Below are 23650 nucleotides of genomic sequence, written 5' to 3' on the forward strand. Positions count from 1 at the left end.
CTTTTACAATACAACGCAATTATATTGCGTGTAAATACGAATTTATGTAGGTTTGTAACTAGCATTATCCATAGCAACATGAAACAACTAAACCTCCTTCTTCTATTCGTCTTTTGTCTATACACTGGGGCATCCTTTGCTCAAGAAGTAGATATAAACAAGTTAAAAAAACATGTATACTATTTTTCCTCCGACAATATGCAAGGACGGGCAACGGGGAGCAAGCAATTACAAAAAGCAGCGAACTACATTGAAAAGGAATTCAAGAAATACAAACTATCGCCAAAAGGCACTAAAGGTTATAGGCAACAATTTGATGCCAAAGTGCGTCGGGTTGTTGTTCCAGACAGTATACGTGGGGCAGAAAACATCATCGGTTTTTTAGATAATGGCGCATCCAAAACGATTGTCATAGGGGCTCATTATGACCATTTAGGTCTTGGAAATTTCGGTGGATCAAGAGATACGCTTAACATAGGTAAAATACATAACGGAGCAGACGATAATGCTTCTGGAGTTGCGGGCTTGCTTGAATTAGCCCGCCACTATTCCAGCAATTCTGTCAGAGAAAACTTTAACATTCTGTTTATAGCTTTCAGCGCAGAAGAATTGGGACTGCTAGGCTCTAAACACTGGACAGAAAACCCTACAGTTCCTCTAGCTCAAATCCACTGGATGTTGAACATGGATATGATTGGAAGATACAACCCAGATAATGGGCTTGCTATTATAGGCTATGGCACTAGCCCTCAATTCACGACCATATTTAAAGACATACGTAGCGATATCAAATTCAACCTCAGTAAAGATGGCAATGGAGGATCCGACCAAACCTCATTTTATAGAAAAAACATTCCTGTCCTATTCTTTCATACTGGTGGCCATCCAGACTATCACAAAACAGGTGATGATGCTGAGAAAATAGACTATACTGCATTAAAGAAAATATTGAAAATTGAAATCGACGCAATAAATAACTCGATGAAACATCCCAAAATGGATTTTACCTGGACCAACTAGAATGATGCGTATACTTATTACTGGATCTAACGGTTTTGTCGCTCAAAAATTTTGCGAATTATATTGTCAAACGACGGAAAACAATCCATTTTTAGGCGTTTCAAAATCCCCTAATAGGAATAAATTCCTCTCTTCCGAATGCTTCGTTCAATGCGATCTCACTGATTTAGAAAAACTAGGCGTCATATTATCTGAATTTCGCCCTACACATATTCTACATACAGCGGCGATCAGCAGTGTGGAAGCCTGTGTAGAAAATCCAGGATTAGCCAAAGCTGTCAATGTAGAATTAACGAAATTCCTCGGTGAGTATGCTACGAATCACAACGTTCACCTTACGTTTTTATCTACCGATTTTGTTTTTGACGGTCGTCGACAGGAGTCTTACAGGGAGACCGATACGACGGCTCCCGTCAATGCGTATGGACAGACTAAAGTCGAAGCCGAACATCATTTGCTTGATTTAAACGGTAATATAGTGATCCTCCGGACTATACTAGTTTATGGCTGTATAGCAGATACTACACGTACTAATCTCGTTCTATGGGCTAAGCAGCAACTAGAAGCAAGAAAATCCATCAAAGTAGTCAATAATCAATGGCGCATGCCAACATGGGTAGACGACTTGGCGCGAGCTTGTTTCCTCAGTATGGAAAAAACTGCCAAAGGTATTTTCCATATATCCGGAGGAGAGCAATTGAGTATCGAATCTGCGGTAAGGCATGTTGCAGACTACTGGCAATTAGACGAGTCTTTAATACAGCCTATAGCTGCTAAAGAAATTGGTCAAGATCGAAACAGACCCCAACGGACAGGATTTATTCTTGACAAAGCCAAGACTATTTTAGGGTTTACCCCTACTCCTTTTATAGTATCTTTGCAAAAAATTGAAGAACAATTAAAACAATACAACAGATAGATGGACGGGAAAAAAGCGAAAGATTCGTATACAGAGATGAATGAGTTGGTACTTCCAAATGACACCAATACATTCGGAAACCTCATGGGAGGAAGGTTACTTTACTGGATGGATATATGTTCAGCGATGGCTGCACAGAAACATTCTAATAGCCCTGTCGTAACGGTTTCTGTGGATAATGTCTCTTTCAAAAGACCTATTAAACTCGGAGAGGTGGTAACCATACAGGCGCAAGTTTCTCGTGCATTCAGTTCATCGATGGAAGTCCGCATGGAGATATTCGCACATAACCTACCCGAGGGTACAAAAGTCAAAAGCAACGAAGCTTATTACACTTTTGTCGCGATAGACGAAAACAATAAACCACGAAAGGTCGCTGACTTAATTCCTGAAAGCGAGGAAGAAATAAACCTCTACGAAGAAGCTTTACAACGCAGGGAACTACGTCTTATACTGGCAGGAAAAATGGCGATGAAAGATACAAAAAGCTTAAAAAAGTTAATAACCTTTGCTAAAAGCCATTGACACAGAAAAAGGTCCAGCTTATCGCTGAACCTTTTTTATACTATAATTACCCATTCCCCAACTCCAAAATCCGGTCAAATTCTTCTTCTTTAAGTGGCATAACAGAAAGACGTCCCTGCTTTACCAAAGCGATATTCTGCAAAAATTCATCTGCTTTTATGGTTTCCAGTGTTACCGGTCTCTTTAAGGTTTCAACTGGTGATAAATCGACCACTACCCATTTGGTATCCTCTGTCGTTGGGTCTTGATAAAACTCATTAACTACCTTGGCCACACCAACTACTTCCTTTCCTTCATTACTGTGATAAAAGAGTACTAAATCTCCCTTTTTCATTGCCTTGAGATTGTTTCGGGCTTGATAATTCCGAACGCCGTCCCAAAAGGTCTCGCCATCCTTATTAAACTGCTCCCAGCTATATTTAAACGGTTCAGATTTTACTAAAAAATAATTCATGTTAACCTTGTTGTTCTAATACCTCCATTTTTTCTGCAAAATGTGCACAATAATCACGAAGATCACCTATTACTTTCTCGGCCATAGGATCTCCTCCTGAGGCTCTCAAAAATGAGTCCCCCATAGTTTGCATAGTTTCGTAAAAAAAGCGTTTCATTTCATCGTAAGGCATATCTTTTGTCCACAAATCAATTCGTAACGAGTTTTTATACTGCGCATCCCATAACGCTAAAAACATAGCCTTTGCAGGAAGTGTGTCTGAAGTCTCACCATCAGTTGAAGACCATTGAATTATTTCTGGAACATTATTTTCGTCAAGCTCGACGTTTAGTTTTATCTCCGCTGTTTTCATCTATTTATTCTCTATTCTATGATAAGTACGAATCTATTCTTTTGTAGTTAGATTCTCTACTGCAATTTTAATATCACCATTAATATACCGACCACCAATATAAAACCGATCTGTAAAAACCAAACTCGTTTTATATCTTTAAATAACAGTCTAAAGCCTAAATCAACCAAAGAAATAACGATAGCTAGTGCCAACAACCAGCCCCAAGACATGATCTGCTCCTGTTCACTTCCCCATTCGGATATCATCCAAACCAAGATGCAGGCTAAAGCGATATTAAGTGGTGTCAGTTTCACCCTAACTGTTCTTAAACTTCTTTCCTTTTTTCTTAAACCCGGAAGATTTTGTCGAAGACTTGCTTGCCGCTTTCTTAGGTTTATAACCTGACCTAGCTGCTTCCTTCTGCTTAATCACAAATTTCTTTTCGTGAAAAGCCCCTTTAAAATCAGGATTATCCTTCTTTTTCTGATTGTCTATTTCCCGTGCAATGGCTTGTTTCTCCTCATACGGGGTCTTCTCGATAAAAACCTCTTCTGGCAGCTCGAACACCGGGATAGATTGACGAATCAACTTTTCTATTTTTGACACATAATATTCTTCCGCTGGATTAGCAAAAGTAATAGCATCTCCCTTGCTAAAAGCCCGGCCTGTACGACCTATACGATGGACATAATCCTCGATTACAATAGGGACATCGAAATTGATTACATGACTTACATTGGACACATCTAGCCCTCTAGCAGCGACATCTGTAGCCACAAGGAATCGTACCTCACCGGCCTTAAACGCATTAATAGAATTTATACGTGTATTCTGTCCTTTATTTGCATGAATTACCCGAACATTATCCTCACCGTATTTGCGCTCTAAGTAACCGAAAACATTATCAGCCACTTCCTTTGTCTTACAGAAGACTATAACACGATGAAAAGCCTCATCATCTTTAAACAAATGTTGCAGCAAGTTAATTTTGGTCTTAAGATTCGGCACGGCATACAACGCTTGGGAAACGGTTATAGCCGGCGTGGCCTGTTCAGTAACCTCAATGACGGTAGGAAAAGCCAGAAAATCACCCGCGATCTTACGTACCAACTCGCTCATCGTAGCAGAGAAAAGTAAATTTTGGCGTTTACGGGGAACAACTTCCAATATACGGTGGATCTTACCGATGAATCCCATGTCCATCATCTTGTCGGCCTCATCCATGACCAATAACTTTAAGGACTTTGTATTTATATGTCCCTCAAGGTAAAGGTCCAGAAAACGTCCTGGTGTTGCTACAATAATATCACAGCCTTTCTCCAATAGTTCCTTTTGTGTCTTAGGTCCAAGTCCACCATAAAGAAGTACGGTACGCAAATCTAAATTGATGGAAAGAAGACGGATGTGCTCTTCGATCTGGATAGCAAGTTCTCTCGTCGGACTAAGTATTAGCGCTCGAGGATCGGTACCCTGAGCATACTTCAGATTCATCAACATAGGCAATACAAAAGCAGCTGTTTTTCCTGTTCCTGTCTGCGCTATCCCCATCACATCTTGTCCTGCCAGAATAGGCGTTATGGCTTTCTGCTGAATCTCGGTAGGTTTATCATAACCAGCATCCGTGATTGCATTTAGTATTTGCTTATTGAGTTTAAAATCTTCGAACGATACCTGCATCTTACAAAGATAGGGAAAATAGTAGTGAGTATTAAGTAATGCGTATTGTGAATTTGCGTATATCACATACAAAAATTTTGTTTTACCAGCGATTTACAGCAATTTTGTTTTAGAAAAAATGAATAGAATGAAGAAAATAGTATCATTATTAATCCTCTGCGTAGTCAGTTTGACTACGATGGCAGATGAGGGCATGTGGTTCCTCATGCATTTAAAGCGTCTCAACGAGGCAGATATGCAAAAAAAGGGTCTTAAACTGACCGCCGAAGAAATCTACAGCATTAATAACTCCAGTCTTAAAGATGCAATCGTCCAATTTGGTGGCGGCTGTACTGCAGAGATTGTATCCGGTTCTGGACTTGTGCTGACCAACCATCACTGTGGCTATGGCGCGATAGCGGAGTTATCTTCACCTGAACATGACTACCTAACGAATGGTTTTTGGGCAAAAAACTATAGCGAGGAGCTAAAACCAAAATCTCTATCCGTACGCTTCTTTGTACGTATGGACGATGTTTCAAAGCGCATTTTGGGTTTAGTTAATGATAACATGTCCGAGAAAGAAAGACAAAAAATCATTAATCAAGAGATTGCAAAAATTGAAAAAGAAAATAGTGACAATGGGAAATACGTTGTTTCTGTTAAGTCTTTCTACAATGGCAATGAGTACTACTACTTCGTGTATCAAGATTATGAGGACGTACGTCTGGTAGGTACACCTCCAAACAGCATTGGCAAATTTGGTGGCGATACAGACAACTGGGAATGGCCACGTCATACCGGGGATTTCTCTCTTTTCCGCGTTTATGCAGACAAAAACGGAAACCCAGCGCCATACGCTAAAGAAAATATCCCATTAAAACCTAAATACCACCTACCTGTTAGCTTAAAGGGAATAAAAGAAGGTGATTTCTCCATGATTTTAGGTTATCCAGGACGTACAAACCGTTGGATGCCTGCTGCTGGAATCGACCAAAACGTAAAGTATGCCTATCCAGCTTGGGTAGAAGCTTCTAAAACGGGTATGGATGCCATGAAAAAACACATGGACAAAGATCAAGCAGTAAATATCAACTATGCTTCACAATACTCGGGTGTGGCAAACTACTGGAAAAACCGTCAAGGTATGATTGATGCCCTATCCAAACACCGGACAGCAGCAGCCAAACGTAAATTGGAAAACAACTTTCAAAAATGGGCCAGTAAAAAAGAAAATAAAGCAAAATATGGGGACGTAATAAAAACAATTAATGATTATTACGCTGCTACTAATGAAAAATCCCGTCACGATAATTACCTGATCGGAATGATCCGTTCTTCTACATTTGCAGCTCTTCCTTTTAGTCTAGGTGGCGCCTTGAGTCAATATGCAGAAGCAAATGAAGCAGCTCGCGCAAACATGCGACCAAGATTTGAAGCCGGGATACAGGAGAGCTACGAAAAAGCTTATATTCCTCTTGAAATCGATGTACTTGCAGACGAATTAAACCTGTATAGTGCCAAAGGAGGACAGATAGCGCCCTATATTGCTGAACTTGCCAAACAAAATAACGGTAATTTTAACAGTGTAGTAAAGTCTGCTTTTGAAAACAGCATATTTGGATCTAGAGAAAAATTGGAAGCCTATCTAGCAAATCCAACTGCAGGGACAGTGGCTCAAGATCCATTGTATAAAATATCAGCGGCTTTAATGACAAAATATCGTGAGCGTACACCAGAACAGGAATTGCGTGAAGACAATTTTCAGACAGCATTCCGCAAATATATTGCTGGATTCTTGGAGATGAACCCCAAAGGCAAGTACTACCCTGACGCAAACAGCACATTACGTCTTACCTACGGTACGGTTAGAGCATTACCTGCAGACCCAAGAAACGATGCTAAAGTAAATAATTACACCACATTGAAAGGGACTATCGCAAAGTATAAACCTAATGACGAGGAATTTGATCTTCCGAAACGACTTATTGAATTGTACGAACAAAAAGACTATGGTCGCTACGCAGACAAAGATGGTCACATGCCTGTTAACTTCTTAAGTGATCAAGATATAACGGGAGGAAACTCCGGCTCTCCAGTATTAAATGCGAAAGGTGAATTAATTGGCTTGGCTTTTGATGGAAATATAGAAGCTATGGCGGGTGATGTCATCTTTGATCCGAAATTACAACGCACAATTTCAGTAGATATCAGATATGTTCTATTTGTCATTGACAAATTTGCTGGGGCTAAAAACATCATAGATGAACTGACTATTGTAGAATAATAGCTATTAAATTGCTTTTTTCAACAAAAAAATAGGATTTAATTACTTTTGTATTTGTTGTTTTTGTATATTTATTACATCTTAGTGCAAATATTTAGAAACTAAATTATATTAATTAAAATGGAAAACTACACTAAATTAAAAGAACTGGTTGCTTCAATCGAAGCTGATGCTGAAAAATTTTTCAACAATGGTAATTCTGCTGCAGGTACTCGCGTACGTAAGGGATTACAAGACATCAAGACTTTAGCTCAAGACATCCGTAACGAAGTAACAGCTAAGAAAAACGTTGATAAAAAATAATCGTTAAAGGTTATAAAATAAAAAAACCGTTTTGGATATCCAAAACGGTTTTTTTGTGACATCTTGCTCGCTTACATCAGTGCCAGTTTTACCACATACTCAATAGTCGCCTTATTTAAGAAGTTACTAAATGTTTCTGTCATCATCGCCGCGATTTCTGACCTTGTCATACGTTTAGTCTTGGTATTTTCAAATACCTTCTTATCCAAAACCACATTATCCATAATATCCACCTTGGTTGCAAAATAAGAAACGTGCTGACTCGGTACTACCAATCCTAAGATTAGCCCAGGTAAACCATTAATGGATTCCGGTCCTCCATCGATAGGTATTTCATTACTATAATAGCCTATCACGTAAGTTGAATCTGACGTTATGCCATTTGCTCTTCGACAATTGTAGCCTGCAATTTCGCGATATTCATCCGTAATACGCCAATTAATTTTTTTAACGGTATCCTGAATAATTATTTTTTGTCCAATGATGTCGTTAAATCGATTGTACTCCTTCGTCTTTAAATCAGACAATGTAACCGCATCGAAATCTAAAGCTAACATCATAATAATCTGTTTCGTCTTTACATCTATTTCTTGCTTCACCGGCTCAAACACAACTTCATTCCCTTTAAATTTAAGCGTTTTCTTCAACACCATATTTTCAGGTATAGTAGGCAACATGGATTCAAATTGAGTTTTAGACCGTTCATCCGCTTTCTCTATATATTGCTTACGCATGATATTCTTGATATACATAGTCTTGTCATAGCTTACTACCCCTGATTTTCCAAACATCGCAAACTGTGCGTTAGCTTTATATCCCAATATCGATAGCCCAACTAACATTATTATTATATTCTTCATACTAACCATTACTTTACAAACATTTTAGTGAAATCCCATGATACCTTCAACATATAATAACGTCGGATGGTATCATATCTGCGCTGTGTAAACACCGAATTAGACTGCGATCTGGAGTACCCTATATTTTTATTAAACACATCATTGACTGTAAAATCCAACATTAAAGACTCATTCTTCAGGAATTTTTTGCTAATACCTGGATGAACAAGGAACCGCTCTAATTTTTGATCAAATGCTGCTGTTGGCGCCTCATACGAATAATCATAGTTCGTATATATTTTAAACGAACTCGAAAAGAAATACTCTAATCCACCCGACACCCCCATCACAAAACCATTATTATCCTGATCAGGACTTAAATTGGATTTCATCTGTCTATATTGAGGACTCAACTTCGTCTGAAAATTCAAACCTGTTTTCGTCTCCCTCTTTATTTCGTAGCTGAACGTATAACTCTGAGATTTGATAAGGTTGGCCTCGCTGTTAAAGAAGTTATTGTTCTCCCCCACATTAAAAACTATGCTGAGAGAATTGTCCAATACCAGTGCCTTGTTTAACCTGAAATGATAACCTCCATACATCGCTGCATTAAAATCCTTCTTCCCATTCATATTATTCCAGCGATAATAATTAATCAAGTTGCCGAGGCTATCTTTTATCGTCGTAATATTCTGTGAAATAGGATCTTTCGTAAGCGCAATCGTACCACCTATGTACTTAAACTGATTGGACAATAAATTGAAACTGTGGTAAAAGCCCTCCAGCGTATTTATAAATGAAGGATTCAAATTCTCATTTCCCTCATACTGATTCAATGGATCAGAATTATTCATTATCGGTTGAATTTGGTTCAACGATGGTAATTGATTACTTCCAGAGTAGGTCAACCGCAATGCCTTAGCCATTGAAAAGTTATAAGTCATTGTCAGTCTAGGATTATAGGTAAAGAAGTCTCTTTTCAACGATTTACCGTTATAGTTATTGATTTGGTTTAGACGATCATCATTGAATGTATTCGTCAGATTAGCTTTTAGCTTTTCGCTATTATAGCCCAGCGCGACATCGTAATTATTGCTCAACCTATTGAAATCATAACTACTACTATACTTTTCATCTAGAATATTGTACCCTCCAGCAGCATCTTTATTCCGAGATTCCAGCAAAGAACTATTGGTTACATTCACGATTTGATAACCTAATGACAGGTTCAAGAGCTTTGAGAGAGGTTCTGTATAGGTCACCTGCCCTTGCCATTTATTCACATCTTGCTGGGTGTTTTTAGACTGGTCTGTTTGAAATTCAGCCCCTGTAGTTTTTGTACTCAGTGTTGAACGTAGCGTACCCGTCCCTTCGGTCTCACTTTTACTTCCGACTGCATTAAAAGATAATGATCGTCCTTTCTTCAGGAATCTCTTTGTATACAACACATCAAAGTCATAATTATTAACATTATTGTCTACATATTCATTACTGTTATTAGCGGTTACGCCATCTGTGAAATTCTTCGATTCTGTAATTGTATTACTCCACAGCTTCTTCTTGGTTGCCGAAGCTTTGATTAAGACTTCATTTAAAGAATCTATTTTTGCATTCAATCTCAAATTGATGCGATGTTGATCATTATCCGTATCGACGGTCCTCTTTGTTTTACTATTCACAACACCAGACATCATCGTCTCTTCTGTACCATCCGAAGAGATCTTTCCGTATTTATAATTTAAGTTTATTTGATACTTATCCTTCTTCCACCTATCGGTAAAGTTAACACCTGTGTTAATCGCTCTCGGTATCCCCACGACACCCTTACCTGAAAAAGGATCATTCACGACCATAGTTCCGCCATCAAAAGAAGCGTCCACCTCTATCCCATATTTCTGCGCATCATCCCAGTTCATACTAGTAGTCCCATTATTTCCAAATAGTCCGTATGCAGATATCTTTTGCGAGCCCTTAAATTTATTGATCATCAGCTGTCCCATATAATATTTGTCTGTCCCCCCGCCTGCTAATGCCTTGCCAAAAATCCCATTTTTAGCATCGTCTTTAAGTTGTACGTTAATGGTCTGCTCACGTACACCGTCATCTACACCTGTTCGTTCGGCCTGATCCGATTTCTTCTCGTAGACCTGTACCTTATCAACCATGTCCGAACGTAAATTGCGTGTCACTAAAGTAGGGTCATTCCCAAAGAACTCTTCGCCATCCACCAATACTTTCTTCACAGTCTTACCTTGTGCAGTAATCTTACCAGACGCATCAACCGTGATCCCTGGCAGCGCCTTTAGCAGATCTTCAACTTTAGCATTTTTTTCCATCTTAAACTGTGATGCATCGTACTCGGTCGTATCACCTTTGATGGTAATCGCCGCTCTTCTCTTGACAACAACCTCTTCAATAAGATGCGCAACACTGGTTAATCCCAAGTCCCCTAAGTCAGAAACCGCAGTTCCACCTTTTAACTCTTCATAAAAATCGGCGTACTTTGGATAGGATATCACGATGAAATAATCGCCGGATAACGGCTTCTTTAATTGAAATTGCCCCGTCACATCCGCCCGGTCGTACGCAATTAATGCTGAATCTTGCGCTTGTAAAAGCATTATCGTAGCATTTTCAAGCTTTGATTTGTCTGTGGCATCAACCACCCTACCCGTGATCAAACTTTGGGAGTAACCTTCCATATACCCCGCAAATAGTAACATAAAAAACAAAAATATACCTCTCATAAAAGGATCGAATAATAATATATGTTAAATCTTCTTCCGTATTAGTTGCTCGACTCATGAGAACGTTACAGATTATTCAAAAAAAAGTTCTTTAAGCATACATATCCCCACAATCCAAAGACTGATTCAAAAAATCAGAAATACCGTTTCAAAATACTTACCTTTGTGTTAAATCATTTTTTGACATGCAAAACATCAAAGATTATGTAGAAGCTAATAAAGAGCGCTTCTTAAACGAACTATTTGAACTATTGCGCTTCCCTTCTGTAAGTGCTGACCCTCAGTACAAAGAGGGCGTATTGAATACCGCTGAATTCGTAGCTAAAAAACTTCAAGATGCAGGTGCTGACAATGTAGAAATCTGTCCTACGGCGGGATATCCTATCGTATATGGTGAAAAAATATTTGACCCTTCATTACCTACAGTATTGGTTTATGGTCACTATGATGTACAGCCGGCCGATCCGTTAGAATTATGGGATACTCCTCCATTTGAACCAACTGTGCGTGACGGAAAAATATACGCCCGTGGAGCTGCTGATGACAAAGGCCAATTCTATATGCACGTAAAGGCATTTGAATACATGATGGAAAACAATCAATTGGCTTGTAACATCAAGTTTATGATTGAGGGAGAAGAAGAAGTGGGGTCTGCAAATCTAGGTATATTCGTTGCTGCAAATAAGGAACGTTTGAAAGCAGACGTAATCGTTATCTCCGACACATCGATGATCAGCTTAGAAAATCCGTCTATCGAGACCGGTCTTCGTGGTCTTTCTTATGTAGAAGTAGAAGTCACTGGACCAAATCGTGATTTGCACTCTGGTGTATATGGTGGGGCAGTAGGCAATCCGGCTACTATTTTATCTAAAATGATTGCTTCATTACATGACGAAAACAATCATATCGCTATCCCAGGATTTTATGACGATGTCGTTGAACTGACAACTGAAGAAAGAAAAGCTTTAAATGAAGCACCTTTTGATATTGAGGAGTATAAAACAGACCTAGGTGTAGACGAACTTTGGGGCGAAAAAGGCTTTACAGCGATCGAACACACAGGAATTCGTCCGACTCTTGAAGTGAATGGTATTTGGGGCGGCTATATCGGTGAAGGGGCAAAAACGGTTTTACCATCGAAAGCTTATGCAAAAATCTCTATGCGTTTGGTACCAAACCAAAATTCAGAACGGATCACCAAATTATTCAAAGACCACTTTGAAAGAATAGCACCAAAATCGGTCAAAGTAGAAGTAAAACCGCATCACGGCGGCGAACCTGTGGTCACTCCTACAGATAGCATCGCTTACAAGGCTGCTGAAAAAGCTTTGGAAGACACATTCAACAAGAAACCAATCCCTACAAGAGGCGGTGGTTCTATTCCAATTGTTGCTTTGTTTGAAAAAGAATTAGGAATCAAAACAGTATTGCTCGGATTCGGATTAGACAGTGACAACTTGCATTCGCCTAACGAGAAATATGGCATTGAGAACTACTTAAAAGGTATCGAAACTATCCCTTTGTTTCACAAATATTATGCTGAATTAAGTAAGTAATTTACTATAAAACGAATAAAAGGGTTATTTTTAAAAAAATAACCCTTTTTCTATGGATTTTGATTTTCGACTTAAGGTATTCCACACTGCAGCGCAACAGCTCAACTTTACTAAAACAGCTGCTGTTCTTTATATTTCCCAGCCAGCAGTAAGCAAGAATATCCTTGAGTTGGAAAAAAAACTTGGTGTTTCGCTTTTTGAAAGAAAAGGCAACAACTTAATCCTCACTAAATCAGGAGAAATTCTATTTCGGTATGCCGGTCAAATCATCCAACTTTACAACAAGGCAGACCAAGAAATTTTTGATCTACAATCCAATATGAAGGGCCACCTGATCCTAGGTGCAAGCACGACCATCTCTCAATATATCATTCCCTCCTTATTAGCCAAGTTTTTGAATGAACATCCCAACAGTCACATCGAAGTATCACAATACAACAGCCGTGCGATAGAAGAACTATTGATTGAACAGAAAATCGACCTGGGCATCACTGAAGGAGCAACAGACAACAGGGCCTTAAAATATATTCCCTTTATGAAAGACGAACTTGTTTTAGTCACGAATAGTCGAAACCCTATGTTAAAACAACTAAAAAAACCTGAGGTACTGGATTTATACAAAATTTCCTTAGTCGTTCGCGAACTTGGTTCAGGTACACGTTCGATTATCGAAAACAAAGTTCGGTGTCTTGGGATTGATTTTTCAAAATTAAACATCGAGATGGTTTTGGCTTCAACAGAGAGTATAAAGCGTTATATCCAAGAACGTGACTGTTTCGCCTTTCTTTCCATCCACTCTGTACAAAAAGAAATATTGGAAGATCGACTTACAATCGTAGACATACCTGATTTACAGATCGAACGTTATTTCCATTTTACGCATATATATGGAGGCTTAACTGGCGTACCCAACCAATTTTTACAATTCTGTATGAGATAATTAACATTTGCAAATAACTTTTGGTTATACCTTATAATATTTCCTTTCTTTTTGAAGATTTAAAAATAAGGTTTCTTTGCTAAAACATTTTATTATGATAAAATCATGGAGTATAAGAAACTAACCAATTATGTAAAGGCTCTTGGAGGGGTATCATTATTACTTTTAATCCTATGTGTCTGTGTATTCTTATTTGCTTATAAACGACAGCCTAAGGCTTTAAGCACAACAAAAACAGATAGTGTTATTACACATGTGGCAAATTATGTCCCAATAACTTTCAAGGAGGATACTGAAGGAAAACTAGCCCGTTATGGCGAAAAGTTAATTAAAAATACATACGATTATTTTTATGAAGATGGAAAAAAAATAGGGAACAACTTAGCCTGCAGTAATTGCCACCTAAACAGCGGCACCAAAGCATTTGCGGCTCCCTATGTAGGTCTTCACCAAGTCTTTCCTACCTATATCGGTCGAGAAGACAAAATAGAATCGCTTGAAGAACGTATCAACGGCTGCTTTGAGCGCAGTATGAATGGTCGAGCTATCCCTGAGAATAGCAAAGAAATGCGTGCTATTATTACATACATTAAGCAGATAAGCAGTCATATCATAAGTGACAAACGCCTAGAGGGCCAAGGCTTTGTGAAGATAGAAATTCCTGATCGAGCCGCAGATCTCAAACAGGGGCAGCTCATCTATAGCAACAAATGCCTAAGCTGTCACGGTCAACAAGGACAGGGACAGAAAAATCAAGATGCCGGAGGTTACCTCTACCCTCCTTTGTGGGGACCCGACAGCTATAATGATGGGGCCGGAATGGCACGTATTCTTACAGCAGCACGCTTTATTAAAGCAAATATGCCTCTTGGAGCCACCTATGATCAGCCTGTATTGAGTGATGCAGAGGCTTTTGATGTAGCAGCCTATATCAATTCGTTTGATCGTCCTCAAAAAGCCCACAAAGAAAACGACTATCCTAACCTCGCTAAAAAGCCGAAAGACTGTGCGTATCCACCTTATCCGGACAAAATTAGTGCACTACAGCATAAATATGGACCTTTTAATTTTTAATTTAACATGAAAAACATCATCATCACTTGTTTGTTTCTATTTGCTGTTGCATTGCAGACACAAACATTCGCTCAGGAAAATCATCTTTTGACCAAAAACAAAAGCTTTCAAGGCGCTATCGCCAAAAAGAAGAGTTACAAAGCAATTTATCAACTGGACAGCGACGACCCTAAAATTATTGCTAAAGCACTTAGAAATATCAATAATGCACTAAAGGATCCTCGTCTTCAAGGCAGGCTAGAGATCGAACTAATCGCTTTCTCTGGAGGAACAGAGGCTTTTAAAAAATCAAACAGTCAATACGAAGCAGCGCTAAAGGATCTGATCGAAAAGGGGGTACATGTAGTCCAATGTCTTAATACCTTAGAAGAGCGCAAGATCGCTAAAAGTGAACTCTATGATTTTCTAGCGTTTGTACCGAGCGGTAATGGCGAATTAATTCTACGTGCCAGTGAAGGATGGATCATTATAAAACCATAAATTAAGTTCCGATGAAGTATAAAAATCTATCAATATTTCTATTATTAGCCGTCGCTACAGTAGCAAAGGCACAAGACCACCATTTTGACCCGCCATGGAATACGCCTCCTTCTTCTGCAGTTAATTTTACGGTGCCTGGAATAAACAACGTGCCCGACTTATATGGAGACATCGTAGATCCACAGCTGACAATTTTCTTCGCCGGGAACCAGTTTATGGTTGTAGATGACCTTTTGGCAGCATTCAAAAAGGATTATCCACAATACGAAAGAATATTCGTAGAAACACTTCCCCCTGGAATATTAGCTAAGCAAATCCAAGGAGGTTCTTTGACATTGGGTAACCTTCGAATTACGCATATACCGGATGTATACACAGCAGGCAAAAGAACCATTGAAGACATGAAAGATTACTTCAGCCGTACGCAGATTTATTGCTACAACAATATCTGTCTTATGGTTCCTAAAAATAACCCTGCAAAAATCACCTCTCTCAATGACCTAGCACAGGACCATGTACGTATCGCAATGCCAAATCCATTATGGGAAGGGATCGGAGAACAAATACAGGCCTCTTATAAAAAAGCTGGCGGAGATGAATTGGTCAATAAAATCATGAAAGACAAAGTAACTACAGGCAAAACCTACTTGACTCGGATACATCACCGAGAGAGTCCAATGCGCGTTTTATATGGTGATGCCGATGTCGCTCCGGTATGGAGATCCGAAGTTGTATATCAAAAAATGATCAGCCACCCCATTGATGTTGTGGAAATTCCTGAAGCCCTCAATTCTACAGCGACCTATATGGCGGCTCAATTAAAAAAGGCTCCTCATCCAAAAGCCGCGGAGGATTTCATGAACTTTATGGCAACAGATACCGCAAAACAAATTTATCTGAAATACGGTTTCAGTATAAAATAAAACTTTCATAGATGTATAATTTGTTTTTATCTGTCATCAGCAAGCTAACAGACTCATGATTGCTTATCTAGTTCTGCTACATAGATATTTATAAAAAAGGATACCTAGGTATCCTTTTTTCTTTTTAATTTCGATTTTCATTAATGTGAATCGTATGCTGATAATCCTAAAAAAGCTTCATAGAATATGGTATCTACTATGTGTTTTATTCTTTTTTATCTTACTATTCCCTCTTTTATACATATTAACTAGAAATCCTGACAGGTACTATTCAACTATTGCAAGCTTAAGACGCATAATATCGGTTCTCGGCACAACATTTTCCGGTATATTTTTCAAAATTGAATATGAGTCGTGTATAGATTGGTCCAAGCCTTATGTTATCTGCCCGAATCATACTTCTATCCTAGATATTACAGGGATAACATTTATGTGTCCCCAATCATTTTCCTTTATGGGAAAAATTGAATTGCTGCGTAATCCGGTCACTCGCATTTTTTTCAGAAGTATAGATATCGTGGTGGATAGAAAAAGTAAAATATCAGCTTACAAAGCTTTCAAAAAAGCAGACTATTTGATAAAAACAGGCAAATCAATCGTCATATTTCCAGAAGGGAAAATTGACGATGAATATCCGCCCCGCCTTCACGAGTTTAAGTCCGGATCGTTCAAACTAGCCGTAGATAATCAGGTACAAATCTTACCGGTAGTCATCCAAGATGCTTGGCAAACCCTATGGGATAATGGGGAGAAGTTTGGCTCCAAACCTGGAATTATACATATTCAGGTGCTCGCACCAATCGACACCAAGAATATAACATCCGTGCAAGCGGATGAAATCCAGTCGCTCGTTTACGACAAGATGAGTACCCATTGGAATAAATTCAATAGCTTTATAGATGTAAAAAAAACACCGACAAATAAAAACATATAATTGATATTAAGCAAGATAACAAACAAAAAATCATTTAACGCATAATTAACTTGCTTATTTAAAATATTATACTATTTTTGCGGAAAAAGGTAGAACTTAAATTGTAATACTATGTATTGGACCCTAGAATTAGCATCACACTTAGAAGATGCACCATGGCCTGCGACTAAAGATGAATTAATTGATTACGCAATTCGTTCTGGAGCTCCAGTAGAAGTAATCGAGAACCTTCAAGCTTTGGAAGATGACGGCGAACCCTACGAAAACATTGAAGAAATCTGGCCGGATTATCCAACAAAAGATGACTTCTTTTTCAATGAAGACGAATATTAATCCATTATAAAAATCGCACTTTCAGAAGTGCGATTTTTATTTATGTACGTTTTCATATGTGTATAATTATTTATTTATGTTTGCTTTCATTGGTATTCATGAATGCTTCGCATTTTGTTTTTTAACAGCCATATGGAATACTCATGGGTGTTTGTGCTTCGCTAAACATGAGTATTTCTTTTGATTAATCCTTATTCAATTACTTTCGTCAAACAATAAAAACTTCATTTATGAGAGTAGTATTCACTTTTTTACTAATTTTATTTACATCAAATCTGTGGGCACAGAAAGTGCAAGCTACAGATCATCCGAAAAATATAGGTACTATTCAGTCTTTTATCAAGGATCTAGCGGATGAGAATAAGGCAGTAGACATTGTGCTAAGTAAATATCTCATTATAGAAAACCCATCTGATGAAATTTACGATTATCTTGAGGTGTCCTTAGAGGAAGTTCGTATTAACTTATTATCCAAAGACTTAAAGGAAATTAACTATATTCCTTACAGTCAAATGCCAACAAAGGATATCAAGGATATTGATCCCGAAGACCTAAATACAGAGCAAATGTACTTCCTAAACTACAGAAAACGACAGATGTTGGCCGTGTATATAGAGAATGGGAAGATCGCTTCTTTTACTTTAGTTTCAAAAGGAAATAACAAAGCGCATTTTGTTCTTTATTAAAAAATCAAAAAAAACTTGACATTTTTAAAAACTTATTTGATATTTGTTAGTAACAATTAAGAAATGAACAATTTTGTAATCAATAATGCCTGGTGGTGGCACAACAGATAATGTTGTGGCAGATGTCTATCGCTTAAAATTGATACAATCAAAAAATAGTGGGGCTTGCCATATCGGCGAGCCCCTTTTTTATTTATAAAATTTTGGCCAATTAGTCCTTTGTATTATTAACTTTTTACTTTAACAGATGAAAGAGATATTAAGACACCTATTCGAATATAAAACCTTCAGTCGTAAGGAAGCTTACGATATTTTAACGCATATTACTACTGGCAAGTATGATACGCATCAGATTGCGGCATTCATGACCACCTATGGTATGCGCAGCATTCGTGTGGAGGAACTAGCCGGTTTTCGCGATGCGATGTACGACCTCTGTCTAAAGGTAGACTTTACGGACTATGACCTCATCGACATGTGTGGTACCGGTGGTGATGGTAAAAACACCTTCAACATATCGACCTTAGCCTCATTTGTTGTTGCTGGCGCAGGATATCACGTTGCCAAACATGGTAATGTAGGAGTCTCTTCAGGGTGCGGTTCATCAAACGTAATGGAGTACTTGGGTTATCAATTCACCAATGACAAGGATACGCTCCAGCGTCAACTCGACAATGCATACATTTGTTTTCTCCATGCTCCGCTGTTCCACCCAGCGATGAAAACTGTAGCGCCTATTCGTAAAGCACTTGGTGTCAAAACTTTTTTCAATATGCTTGGCCCCCTTACAAACCCTGCTAATCCAAAATATCAATCCGTAGGTGTATTTAGTCTTGAATTAGCTCGTTTGTATACCTATTTATACCAAAGTTCGGATAAACAATATAGTATTATCCATGCTTTGGATGGCTACGACGAGATATCTCTAACCGGTGACTTTAAGCTAATAAATAATAAAGGAGAGAGTCGCTATACAGTAGAAGAGTTGGGATTTACCCCTGTATTAGCCACAGCTATAACAGGAGGGGAAAGTATTCAAGAAGCTGCCGGGATTTTCAACACAATCATCCACGGAGAGGGTAACAACGAACAGAACAGTGTGGTGTTAACAAATGCTGCTTTTGCCATAAAAACCTTCCATCCAGAGAAGAGCTTTGCAGATTGCTATTACGAAGCAGAAAGCTCTCTATTGGGGTTAAAGGCATTGAATAGCCTGAAGAAGTTAGTAGGAAGTTAAGAGGTGAATAAGTTATCTAGTGAACGAGTTAAGAAGCTAACTAGGTACTGGATAACAGGATAGGACGTGAACGAGTAAACCAGGCACTAGATAACAGGTTAACAAGATAACAAACATGAACAACGTTAAAATAAAAGTTTGCGGAATGCGGGATCTGGATAATATACAGCAGCTCGTCCGTCTGCCTATAGACTATATCGGTTTTATCTTTTACGCAAAATCACCGCGATTTGTTCAGGATGGTATCCGGAAGGCTATTCCAGAAAATATAAAAAAAGTAGGAGTATTTGTCAATGATACATACCCTGTGATAATAGATAAGGTCGACACATATGGCATTACCTGTATACAGCTGCATGGTAACGAGACAGCTGAACTCTGTGCGTCTTTAAAACAAGCCGGACTAGAGATTATCAAGGCCTTCGGGATCGACGATGCATTCGACTGGTCTGTTTTAGAAAGATACCTTGACCATGTGGATTTTTTTCTATTCGATACCAAGAGCACCCAACATGGAGGTACGGGGCAGACTTTTAGCTGGCAGCAGTTAATGAATTATCCTTATTCCAAGCCTTACTTTTTGAGTGGAGGTCTGGGATTGGACAATCTAGAACAAGCAATAACAATAGAAGACGACAGGCTGTATGCGTTAGATTTAAACTCTAAATTTGAATTGGAGCCTGGTTTAAAAGACATAAAAACAGTAACACAAGCATTATCAATTATACATCATGAGCAAATATCAGGTAGACAATAGGGGATATTACGGACCATTTGGCGGAGCATATATTCCGGAGATGCTGTATCCAAATGTAGAGGAACTGGAGCAGCAATATTTACAGATTATGAACGACCCTTCATTTAAAGCTGAATTTGAGCAGCTGTTAAAAGATTATGTGGGCCGGCCCTCTCCGCTTTACCACGCCAAACGATTATCAGACCGTTATGGTACAACAATCTTTTTAAAAAGAGAAGATCTAAATCACACGGGAGCGCACAAAATAAACAATACCATCGGTCAGATCTTATTGGCACAACGACTGGGCAAAAAAAGAATTATCGCAGAAACAGGCGCTGGACAACATGGAGTAGCAACAGCGACGGTATGTGCATTAAAAGGGCTAGAGTGTGTGGTTTATATGGGAGCAATAGATATTGAACGCCAAGCCCCCAACGTAGCACGGATGAAAATGATGGGAGCTATGGTGGTGGCTGCTACCTCTGGCAGCCAAACGCTTAAAGACGCGACGAATGAGGCATTGCGAGACTGGATAAATAATCCCGTAGATACACATTATATTATCGGTTCTGTAGTTGGTCCGCACCCTTATCCTGATATGGTGGCACGTTTTCAGTCAATTATATCCGCCGAGACAAGAAAACAGCTCTTGGAAAAAACAGGACAAGAAACCCCTGATATCGTAATGGCATGCGTGGGAGGCGGTTCTAATGCGGCTGGTATGTTTTATAATTTTGTGGATGAAGAGGCTGTTCGTCTTATCGCGGTAGAAGCAGCCGGTCATGGTGTCAATTCGGGCGAGACAGCTGCCACCACAGCTCTAGGAAAAGAAGGTGTACTCCACGGGAGTCGCTCTATCCTGATGCAAACTGCAGACGGACAGGTGGTAGAACCTTATTCCATCTCGGCAGGGCTTGACTATCCGGGCATTGGTCCTCAACATGCTTGGTTGTTTAAGTCAGGTCGCGGCGAATATGTCTCCATCACCGATGACGAGGCTATGCAAGCAGGTTTACGTTTAACCCAACTAGAAGGAATTATACCTGCGATTGAAAGCTCGCATGCCCTAGCCTATCTTGAAAAGATGACATTCAAGGGGGATGAAACGGTCGTCATCTGTCTATCAGGCCGAGGAGATAAAGATTTAGACAACTATATGAAGTATTTTAATTTGTAGTATTAGTTATCCTGTGAACAAATTATCGAGTTAACAAGTTACGAAGACTCCTCGATAACAAGATCACAAGATAACATGTTAACAAACTATAACAACATGCAACTCAACAAACACGCAAACGGACTATTATCTATATATTTTACGGCTGGTTATCCCACATTAGATAGTACAGTACAGATCGCCAAAGCACTCGAAGAGGCTGGAGTCGATTTTCTAGAGATAGGCTTTCCCTACTCCGACCCTGTCGCCGATGGTCCTACCATACAACATAGTTCAGAAGAGGCCTTAAAAAATGGCATGAATTTACATGTACTCTTCGACCAGCTAAAAGATCTACGCAAACACGTATCCATCCCCGTTTTTCTCATGGGCTACGTCAACCCTGTGATTCAATTTGGGGTAGAGAATTTCTGCAGAGCATGTAAAGAAGTGGGCGTCAATGGGACGATCATACCGGACCTTCCTATGTATGAATATGAGGAACTGTACAAAAGTACATTTGAAGAAAATGGTATCAGTAACATCTTTTTAGTGACTCCACAGACTTCGGAACAACGCATCCGTAAAATAGACAAATTGTCCAGTAGCTTCATCTATCTCTTGTCCTCCAACTCGACAACCGGTAAAAACCTTGAAGTAAAAGATCAAGCCGAGAGCTACTTCAAACGCATCAAGGATATGGATCTGGACAATCCCTTTATCATCGGTTTCGGGATTTCTAATCAGGAGACCTTCAGAAAAGCTACCACCTACGCCAATGGCGCAATAGTAGGTACCGCTTTTGTCAAATTGTTAGCTGATAAAGATTATTTGAAAAAAATCCCTGAATTTATACAGAGCCTACGTTGATAAAAGTCAGAAGCATTAACATTTTGCGCTTTTGTTAACAATTAGCCAATAATATAGCGTATTTTTGCACTAGAATAAAAAGAAAAAATTTCCTTAAAAAAAATGGAACACACACGAATTAAAGAATTATTACAATCGGAAGATTTTGGAAAAGAAGTTATTGTCAAAGGCTGGGTTAGAACATTTCGTAACAACCAATTTATAGCCATTAACGACGGTTCATCCATAAATAATATCCAAGCCGTAGTTGATTTCGAAAACACAGCAGATGAGATTCTCAAGAAAATCAATACTGGTGCTGCTGTTCGTGTGAAAGGTAATCTTATTGAATCTCAAGGAAAGGGACAACGTGTAGAAGTTAAAGCGACAGAAGTTTCGGTAATCGGAGAATCTGATCCGGAGAAGTATCCGTTACAACCTAAAAAGCATAGTTTAGAGTTTCTTCGCGAAATCGCACATTTACGTGTACGTACAGGTACATTCAACGCAATCTTCAAAGTTCGTAATGCGCTATCTTTCGCGGTCCATAAGTTCTTTCAAGAACGCGATTTTGTATACTTCCACTCCCCTATTATTACGGGATCGGATGCAGAAGGAGCCGGTGAGATGTTTAGAGTGACTACCTTAGATCCTACCAACCCTCCGTTGACGGAAGATGGCAAGGTCGATTTCAAAGAGGACTTTTTTGGTAAAGCTACAAACCTAACTGTATCCGGTCAGTTGGAAGGAGAGCTTGCAGCTTTAGCATTTGGAAATATCTATACTTTCGGACCGACTTTCCGTGCAGAGAACTCCAATACAACCCGGCATTTAGCCGAGTTTTGGATGATTGAGCCTGAAATGGCTTTCTATGAATTGGAAGACAATATGGACCTCGCTGAGGATCTATTGAAATATGTAATCAAACATGCGTTAGAACAATGTCCTGACGAGATCGAATTTTTAAAGAACAGATTGTTGGAAGAGGAGAAGTCCAAACCACAAGCAGAACGTTCTGAATTAAATCTTGTTGAAAAGTTAAATTTCGTCTTGGAAAATAAATTTGAACGTCTAACTTATACAGAAGCCGTAGAAATATTGCAGCGCAGCAAACCCAACCAAAAGAAACAGTTTAAGTATCTTATTGAAGGTTGGGGAGCTGATCTTCAATCGGAACACGAACGTTACCTCGTAGAAAAGCATTTTAAGAAACCTGTGATTCTCACGGACTACCCTAGAGAAATCAAGTCTTTCTACATGAAGCAAAACCAACCGGATGCTGAAGGTCGTCACACCGTACGTGCTATGGATATCCTTTTCCCCGGTATCGGAGAGATGGTTGGAGGATCGCAACGTGAGGAAAACCTAGAGAAACTTTTAACGCGTATGTCCGAAGTCGGCATCGAAGCGGAAGAGATGGAATGGTTTTTGGATACACGTCGCTTCGGATCAGTCCCTCACTCAGGCTTCGGTGTCGGTTTTGAGCGTCTAGTCTTATTTACCACAGGAATGACAAACATAAGAGATGTAATTCCATTTCCCCGCACACCGAAGAACGCGGAGTTTTAATAAAATAACAACAGCCAAAACAAATTATTTTGGCTGTTGTTATTTTAAAAGAGAGGCGATACGTCAAACTATCCAAAAACGCAATAT

The 23650-nt window shown here is 39.1% G+C and carries 24 protein-coding genes; 18 read left to right on the forward strand and 6 right to left on the reverse strand.

Annotated features, from left to right (window positions below; all coding sequences use genetic code 11):
* The first annotated feature begins 78 nt into the window (after nucleotides 1-78).
* From G7B20_RS04690 to G7B20_RS04700, 3 genes are read left to right on the forward strand one after another with little or no spacing between them, the layout of a single operon-like run.
* Nucleotides 79-1020, forward strand: coding sequence for a M20/M25/M40 family metallo-hydrolase (locus G7B20_RS04690; protein ID WP_164108855.1), 942 nt, complete (start codon nucleotides 79-81; stop codon nucleotides 1018-1020).
* Nucleotide 1021: 1 nt separating this feature from the next.
* Nucleotides 1022-1939 (forward strand): SDR family oxidoreductase, encoded by a 918-nt coding sequence (locus G7B20_RS04695; RefSeq protein ID WP_164108856.1) that lies wholly within the window; start codon nucleotides 1022-1024, stop codon nucleotides 1937-1939.
* Nucleotides 1940-2464: an acyl-CoA thioesterase gene (locus G7B20_RS04700; protein WP_164108857.1), complete on the forward strand. Its 525-nt coding sequence runs from the start codon at nucleotides 1940-1942 to the stop codon at nucleotides 2462-2464.
* 46 nt (nucleotides 2465-2510) lie between these two features.
* Here the strand turns inward: G7B20_RS04700 and G7B20_RS04705 are convergent, their stop codons facing one another.
* The 4 genes from G7B20_RS04705 to G7B20_RS04720 are packed head-to-tail and all read right to left on the reverse strand — an operon-like array spanning nucleotide 2511 to nucleotide 4929.
* Nucleotides 2511-2918 carry an EVE domain-containing protein gene (locus G7B20_RS04705; RefSeq protein WP_164108858.1) on the reverse strand — a complete coding sequence of 136 codons (408 nt, stop codon included), beginning with the start codon at nucleotides 2916-2918 and terminating at the stop codon, nucleotides 2511-2513.
* A 1-nt stretch (nucleotide 2919) separates the two neighbouring features.
* A complete protein-coding gene (gldC, locus tag G7B20_RS04710) occupies nucleotides 2920-3270 on the reverse strand; it encodes a gliding motility protein GldC (RefSeq protein WP_164108859.1) in 351 nt (116 codons plus the stop codon).
* A gap of 56 nt (nucleotides 3271-3326) precedes the next feature.
* Nucleotides 3327-3566, reverse strand: coding sequence for a hypothetical protein (locus G7B20_RS04715; protein ID WP_240452790.1), 240 nt, complete (start codon nucleotides 3564-3566; stop codon nucleotides 3327-3329).
* A 1-nt stretch (nucleotide 3567) separates the two neighbouring features.
* The gene (locus G7B20_RS04720; protein WP_164108860.1) at nucleotides 3568-4929 is read right to left on the reverse strand and encodes a DEAD/DEAH box helicase; all 1362 of its coding nucleotides are present in this window, start codon (nucleotides 4927-4929) and stop codon (nucleotides 3568-3570) included.
* 127 nt (nucleotides 4930-5056) lie between these two features.
* On the opposite strand from G7B20_RS04720, the gene G7B20_RS04725 reads away from it, so the two are divergent.
* Entirely contained in the window at nucleotides 5057-7195 is a 2139-nt protein-coding gene (locus tag G7B20_RS04725) for a S46 family peptidase (RefSeq protein ID WP_164108861.1), read from the forward strand.
* A gap of 120 nt (nucleotides 7196-7315) precedes the next feature.
* Nucleotides 7316-7498, forward strand: coding sequence for a histone H1 (locus tag G7B20_RS04730; protein ID WP_164108862.1), 183 nt, complete (start codon nucleotides 7316-7318; stop codon nucleotides 7496-7498).
* 71 nt (nucleotides 7499-7569) lie between these two features.
* On the opposite strand, the gene G7B20_RS04735 is transcribed toward G7B20_RS04730, so the two are convergent.
* The gene (locus tag G7B20_RS04735; protein ID WP_164108863.1) at nucleotides 7570-8358 is read right to left on the reverse strand and encodes a GLPGLI family protein; all 789 of its coding nucleotides are present in this window, start codon (nucleotides 8356-8358) and stop codon (nucleotides 7570-7572) included.
* Between the two features lie 8 nt (nucleotides 8359-8366).
* Nucleotides 8367-11087, reverse strand: a complete 2721-nt coding sequence (locus G7B20_RS04740) for an outer membrane beta-barrel protein (RefSeq protein ID WP_164108864.1) — start codon at nucleotides 11085-11087, stop codon at nucleotides 8367-8369.
* Between the two features lie 185 nt (nucleotides 11088-11272).
* Between G7B20_RS04740 and G7B20_RS04745 the strand changes: the two genes are divergently transcribed.
* From G7B20_RS04745 to asnS, 13 genes are all read left to right on the forward strand, one after another.
* Nucleotides 11273-12643, forward strand: a complete 1371-nt coding sequence (locus G7B20_RS04745; protein ID WP_164108865.1) for a dipeptidase — start codon at nucleotides 11273-11275, stop codon at nucleotides 12641-12643.
* A 52-nt stretch (nucleotides 12644-12695) separates the two neighbouring features.
* Entirely contained in the window at nucleotides 12696-13583 is an 888-nt protein-coding gene (locus G7B20_RS04750) for a LysR family transcriptional regulator (protein ID WP_164108866.1), read from the forward strand.
* A gap of 105 nt (nucleotides 13584-13688) precedes the next feature.
* Nucleotides 13689-14657, forward strand: coding sequence for a c-type cytochrome (locus G7B20_RS04755; RefSeq protein WP_164108867.1), 969 nt, complete (start codon nucleotides 13689-13691; stop codon nucleotides 14655-14657).
* Between the two features lie 6 nt (nucleotides 14658-14663).
* Nucleotides 14664-15137 (forward strand): DsrE family protein, encoded by a 474-nt coding sequence (locus G7B20_RS04760; RefSeq protein WP_164108868.1) that lies wholly within the window; start codon nucleotides 14664-14666, stop codon nucleotides 15135-15137.
* Between the two features lie 11 nt (nucleotides 15138-15148).
* The gene (locus G7B20_RS04765) at nucleotides 15149-16060 is read left to right on the forward strand and encodes a molybdate ABC transporter substrate-binding protein (RefSeq protein ID WP_164108869.1); all 912 of its coding nucleotides are present in this window, start codon (nucleotides 15149-15151) and stop codon (nucleotides 16058-16060) included.
* Between the two features lie 154 nt (nucleotides 16061-16214).
* Entirely contained in the window at nucleotides 16215-16994 is a 780-nt protein-coding gene (locus tag G7B20_RS04770) for a lysophospholipid acyltransferase family protein (RefSeq protein ID WP_164108870.1), read from the forward strand.
* A gap of 111 nt (nucleotides 16995-17105) precedes the next feature.
* A complete protein-coding gene (locus G7B20_RS04775; RefSeq protein ID WP_002996718.1) occupies nucleotides 17106-17327 on the forward strand; it encodes a DUF2795 domain-containing protein in 222 nt (73 codons plus the stop codon).
* 230 nt (nucleotides 17328-17557) lie between these two features.
* Nucleotides 17558-18013 (forward strand): hypothetical protein, encoded by a 456-nt coding sequence (locus G7B20_RS04780; protein WP_164108871.1) that lies wholly within the window; start codon nucleotides 17558-17560, stop codon nucleotides 18011-18013.
* A gap of 247 nt (nucleotides 18014-18260) precedes the next feature.
* Nucleotides 18261-19250 carry an anthranilate phosphoribosyltransferase gene (gene trpD / locus G7B20_RS04785; protein WP_164108872.1) on the forward strand — a complete coding sequence of 330 codons (990 nt, stop codon included), beginning with the start codon at nucleotides 18261-18263 and terminating at the stop codon, nucleotides 19248-19250.
* A gap of 115 nt (nucleotides 19251-19365) precedes the next feature.
* Nucleotides 19366-20007, forward strand: coding sequence for a phosphoribosylanthranilate isomerase (locus G7B20_RS04790; RefSeq protein ID WP_164108873.1), 642 nt, complete (start codon nucleotides 19366-19368; stop codon nucleotides 20005-20007).
* Nucleotides 19982-21166 carry a tryptophan synthase subunit beta gene (trpB, locus tag G7B20_RS04795; RefSeq protein WP_164108874.1) on the forward strand — a complete coding sequence of 395 codons (1185 nt, stop codon included), beginning with the start codon at nucleotides 19982-19984 and terminating at the stop codon, nucleotides 21164-21166. The genes G7B20_RS04790 and trpB overlap by 26 nt, the downstream gene beginning before the upstream one ends.
* A gap of 75 nt (nucleotides 21167-21241) precedes the next feature.
* A complete protein-coding gene (trpA, locus tag G7B20_RS04800) occupies nucleotides 21242-22015 on the forward strand; it encodes a tryptophan synthase subunit alpha (RefSeq protein WP_240465980.1) in 774 nt (257 codons plus the stop codon).
* Between the two features lie 102 nt (nucleotides 22016-22117).
* A complete protein-coding gene (gene asnS / locus G7B20_RS04805; RefSeq protein WP_164108875.1) occupies nucleotides 22118-23563 on the forward strand; it encodes an asparagine--tRNA ligase in 1446 nt (481 codons plus the stop codon).
* Nucleotides 23564-23650 lie beyond the last annotated feature (87 nt).

The sequence above is a fragment of the Sphingobacterium sp. xlx-96 genome, assembly GCF_011007365.1.
GTDB lineage: Bacteria > Bacteroidota > Bacteroidia > Sphingobacteriales > Sphingobacteriaceae > Sphingobacterium > Sphingobacterium luzhongxinii.

What these genes read in the sequence shown, in the direction of transcription:
- G7B20_RS04745 (WP_164108865.1), top strand. Translation starts at nt 11,273, where the DNA reads ATGCAAAACATCAAAGATTATGTAGAAGCTAATAAAGAGCGCTTCTTA.
- trpB (WP_164108874.1), top strand. Translation starts at nt 19,982, where the DNA reads ATGAGCAAATATCAGGTAGACAATAGGGGATATTACGGACCATTTGGC.
- G7B20_RS04735 (WP_164108863.1), bottom strand. Translation starts at nt 8,358, where the DNA reads ATGAAGAATATAATAATAATGTTAGTTGGGCTATCGATATTGGGATAT.
- G7B20_RS04695 (WP_164108856.1), top strand. Translation starts at nt 1,022, where the DNA reads ATGATGCGTATACTTATTACTGGATCTAACGGTTTTGTCGCTCAAAAA.
- G7B20_RS04765 (WP_164108869.1), top strand. Translation starts at nt 15,149, where the DNA reads ATGAAGTATAAAAATCTATCAATATTTCTATTATTAGCCGTCGCTACA.
- G7B20_RS04755 (WP_164108867.1), top strand. Translation starts at nt 13,689, where the DNA reads ATGGAGTATAAGAAACTAACCAATTATGTAAAGGCTCTTGGAGGGGTA.
- G7B20_RS04790 (WP_164108873.1), top strand. Translation starts at nt 19,366, where the DNA reads ATGAACAACGTTAAAATAAAAGTTTGCGGAATGCGGGATCTGGATAAT.
- G7B20_RS04775 (WP_002996718.1), top strand. Translation starts at nt 17,106, where the DNA reads ATGTATTGGACCCTAGAATTAGCATCACACTTAGAAGATGCACCATGG.
- G7B20_RS04750 (WP_164108866.1), top strand. Translation starts at nt 12,696, where the DNA reads ATGGATTTTGATTTTCGACTTAAGGTATTCCACACTGCAGCGCAACAG.
- G7B20_RS04780 (WP_164108871.1), top strand. Translation starts at nt 17,558, where the DNA reads ATGAGAGTAGTATTCACTTTTTTACTAATTTTATTTACATCAAATCTG.
- G7B20_RS04770 (WP_164108870.1), top strand. Translation starts at nt 16,215, where the DNA reads ATGCTGATAATCCTAAAAAAGCTTCATAGAATATGGTATCTACTATGT.
- G7B20_RS04740 (WP_164108864.1), bottom strand. Translation starts at nt 11,087, where the DNA reads ATGAGAGGTATATTTTTGTTTTTTATGTTACTATTTGCGGGGTATATG.
- G7B20_RS04700 (WP_164108857.1), top strand. Translation starts at nt 1,940, where the DNA reads ATGGACGGGAAAAAAGCGAAAGATTCGTATACAGAGATGAATGAGTTG.
- G7B20_RS04725 (WP_164108861.1), top strand. Translation starts at nt 5,057, where the DNA reads ATGAAGAAAATAGTATCATTATTAATCCTCTGCGTAGTCAGTTTGACT.
- G7B20_RS04690 (WP_164108855.1), top strand. Translation starts at nt 79, where the DNA reads ATGAAACAACTAAACCTCCTTCTTCTATTCGTCTTTTGTCTATACACT.
- gldC (WP_164108859.1), bottom strand. Translation starts at nt 3,270, where the DNA reads ATGAAAACAGCGGAGATAAAACTAAACGTCGAGCTTGACGAAAATAAT.
- G7B20_RS04730 (WP_164108862.1), top strand. Translation starts at nt 7,316, where the DNA reads ATGGAAAACTACACTAAATTAAAAGAACTGGTTGCTTCAATCGAAGCT.
- G7B20_RS04760 (WP_164108868.1), top strand. Translation starts at nt 14,664, where the DNA reads ATGAAAAACATCATCATCACTTGTTTGTTTCTATTTGCTGTTGCATTG.
- G7B20_RS04720 (WP_164108860.1), bottom strand. Translation starts at nt 4,929, where the DNA reads ATGCAGGTATCGTTCGAAGATTTTAAACTCAATAAGCAAATACTAAAT.
- asnS (WP_164108875.1), top strand. Translation starts at nt 22,118, where the DNA reads ATGGAACACACACGAATTAAAGAATTATTACAATCGGAAGATTTTGGA.
- G7B20_RS04705 (WP_164108858.1), bottom strand. Translation starts at nt 2,918, where the DNA reads ATGAATTATTTTTTAGTAAAATCTGAACCGTTTAAATATAGCTGGGAG.
- trpA (WP_240465980.1), top strand. Translation starts at nt 21,242, where the DNA reads ATGTTAACAAACTATAACAACATGCAACTCAACAAACACGCAAACGGA.
- trpD (WP_164108872.1), top strand. Translation starts at nt 18,261, where the DNA reads ATGAAAGAGATATTAAGACACCTATTCGAATATAAAACCTTCAGTCGT.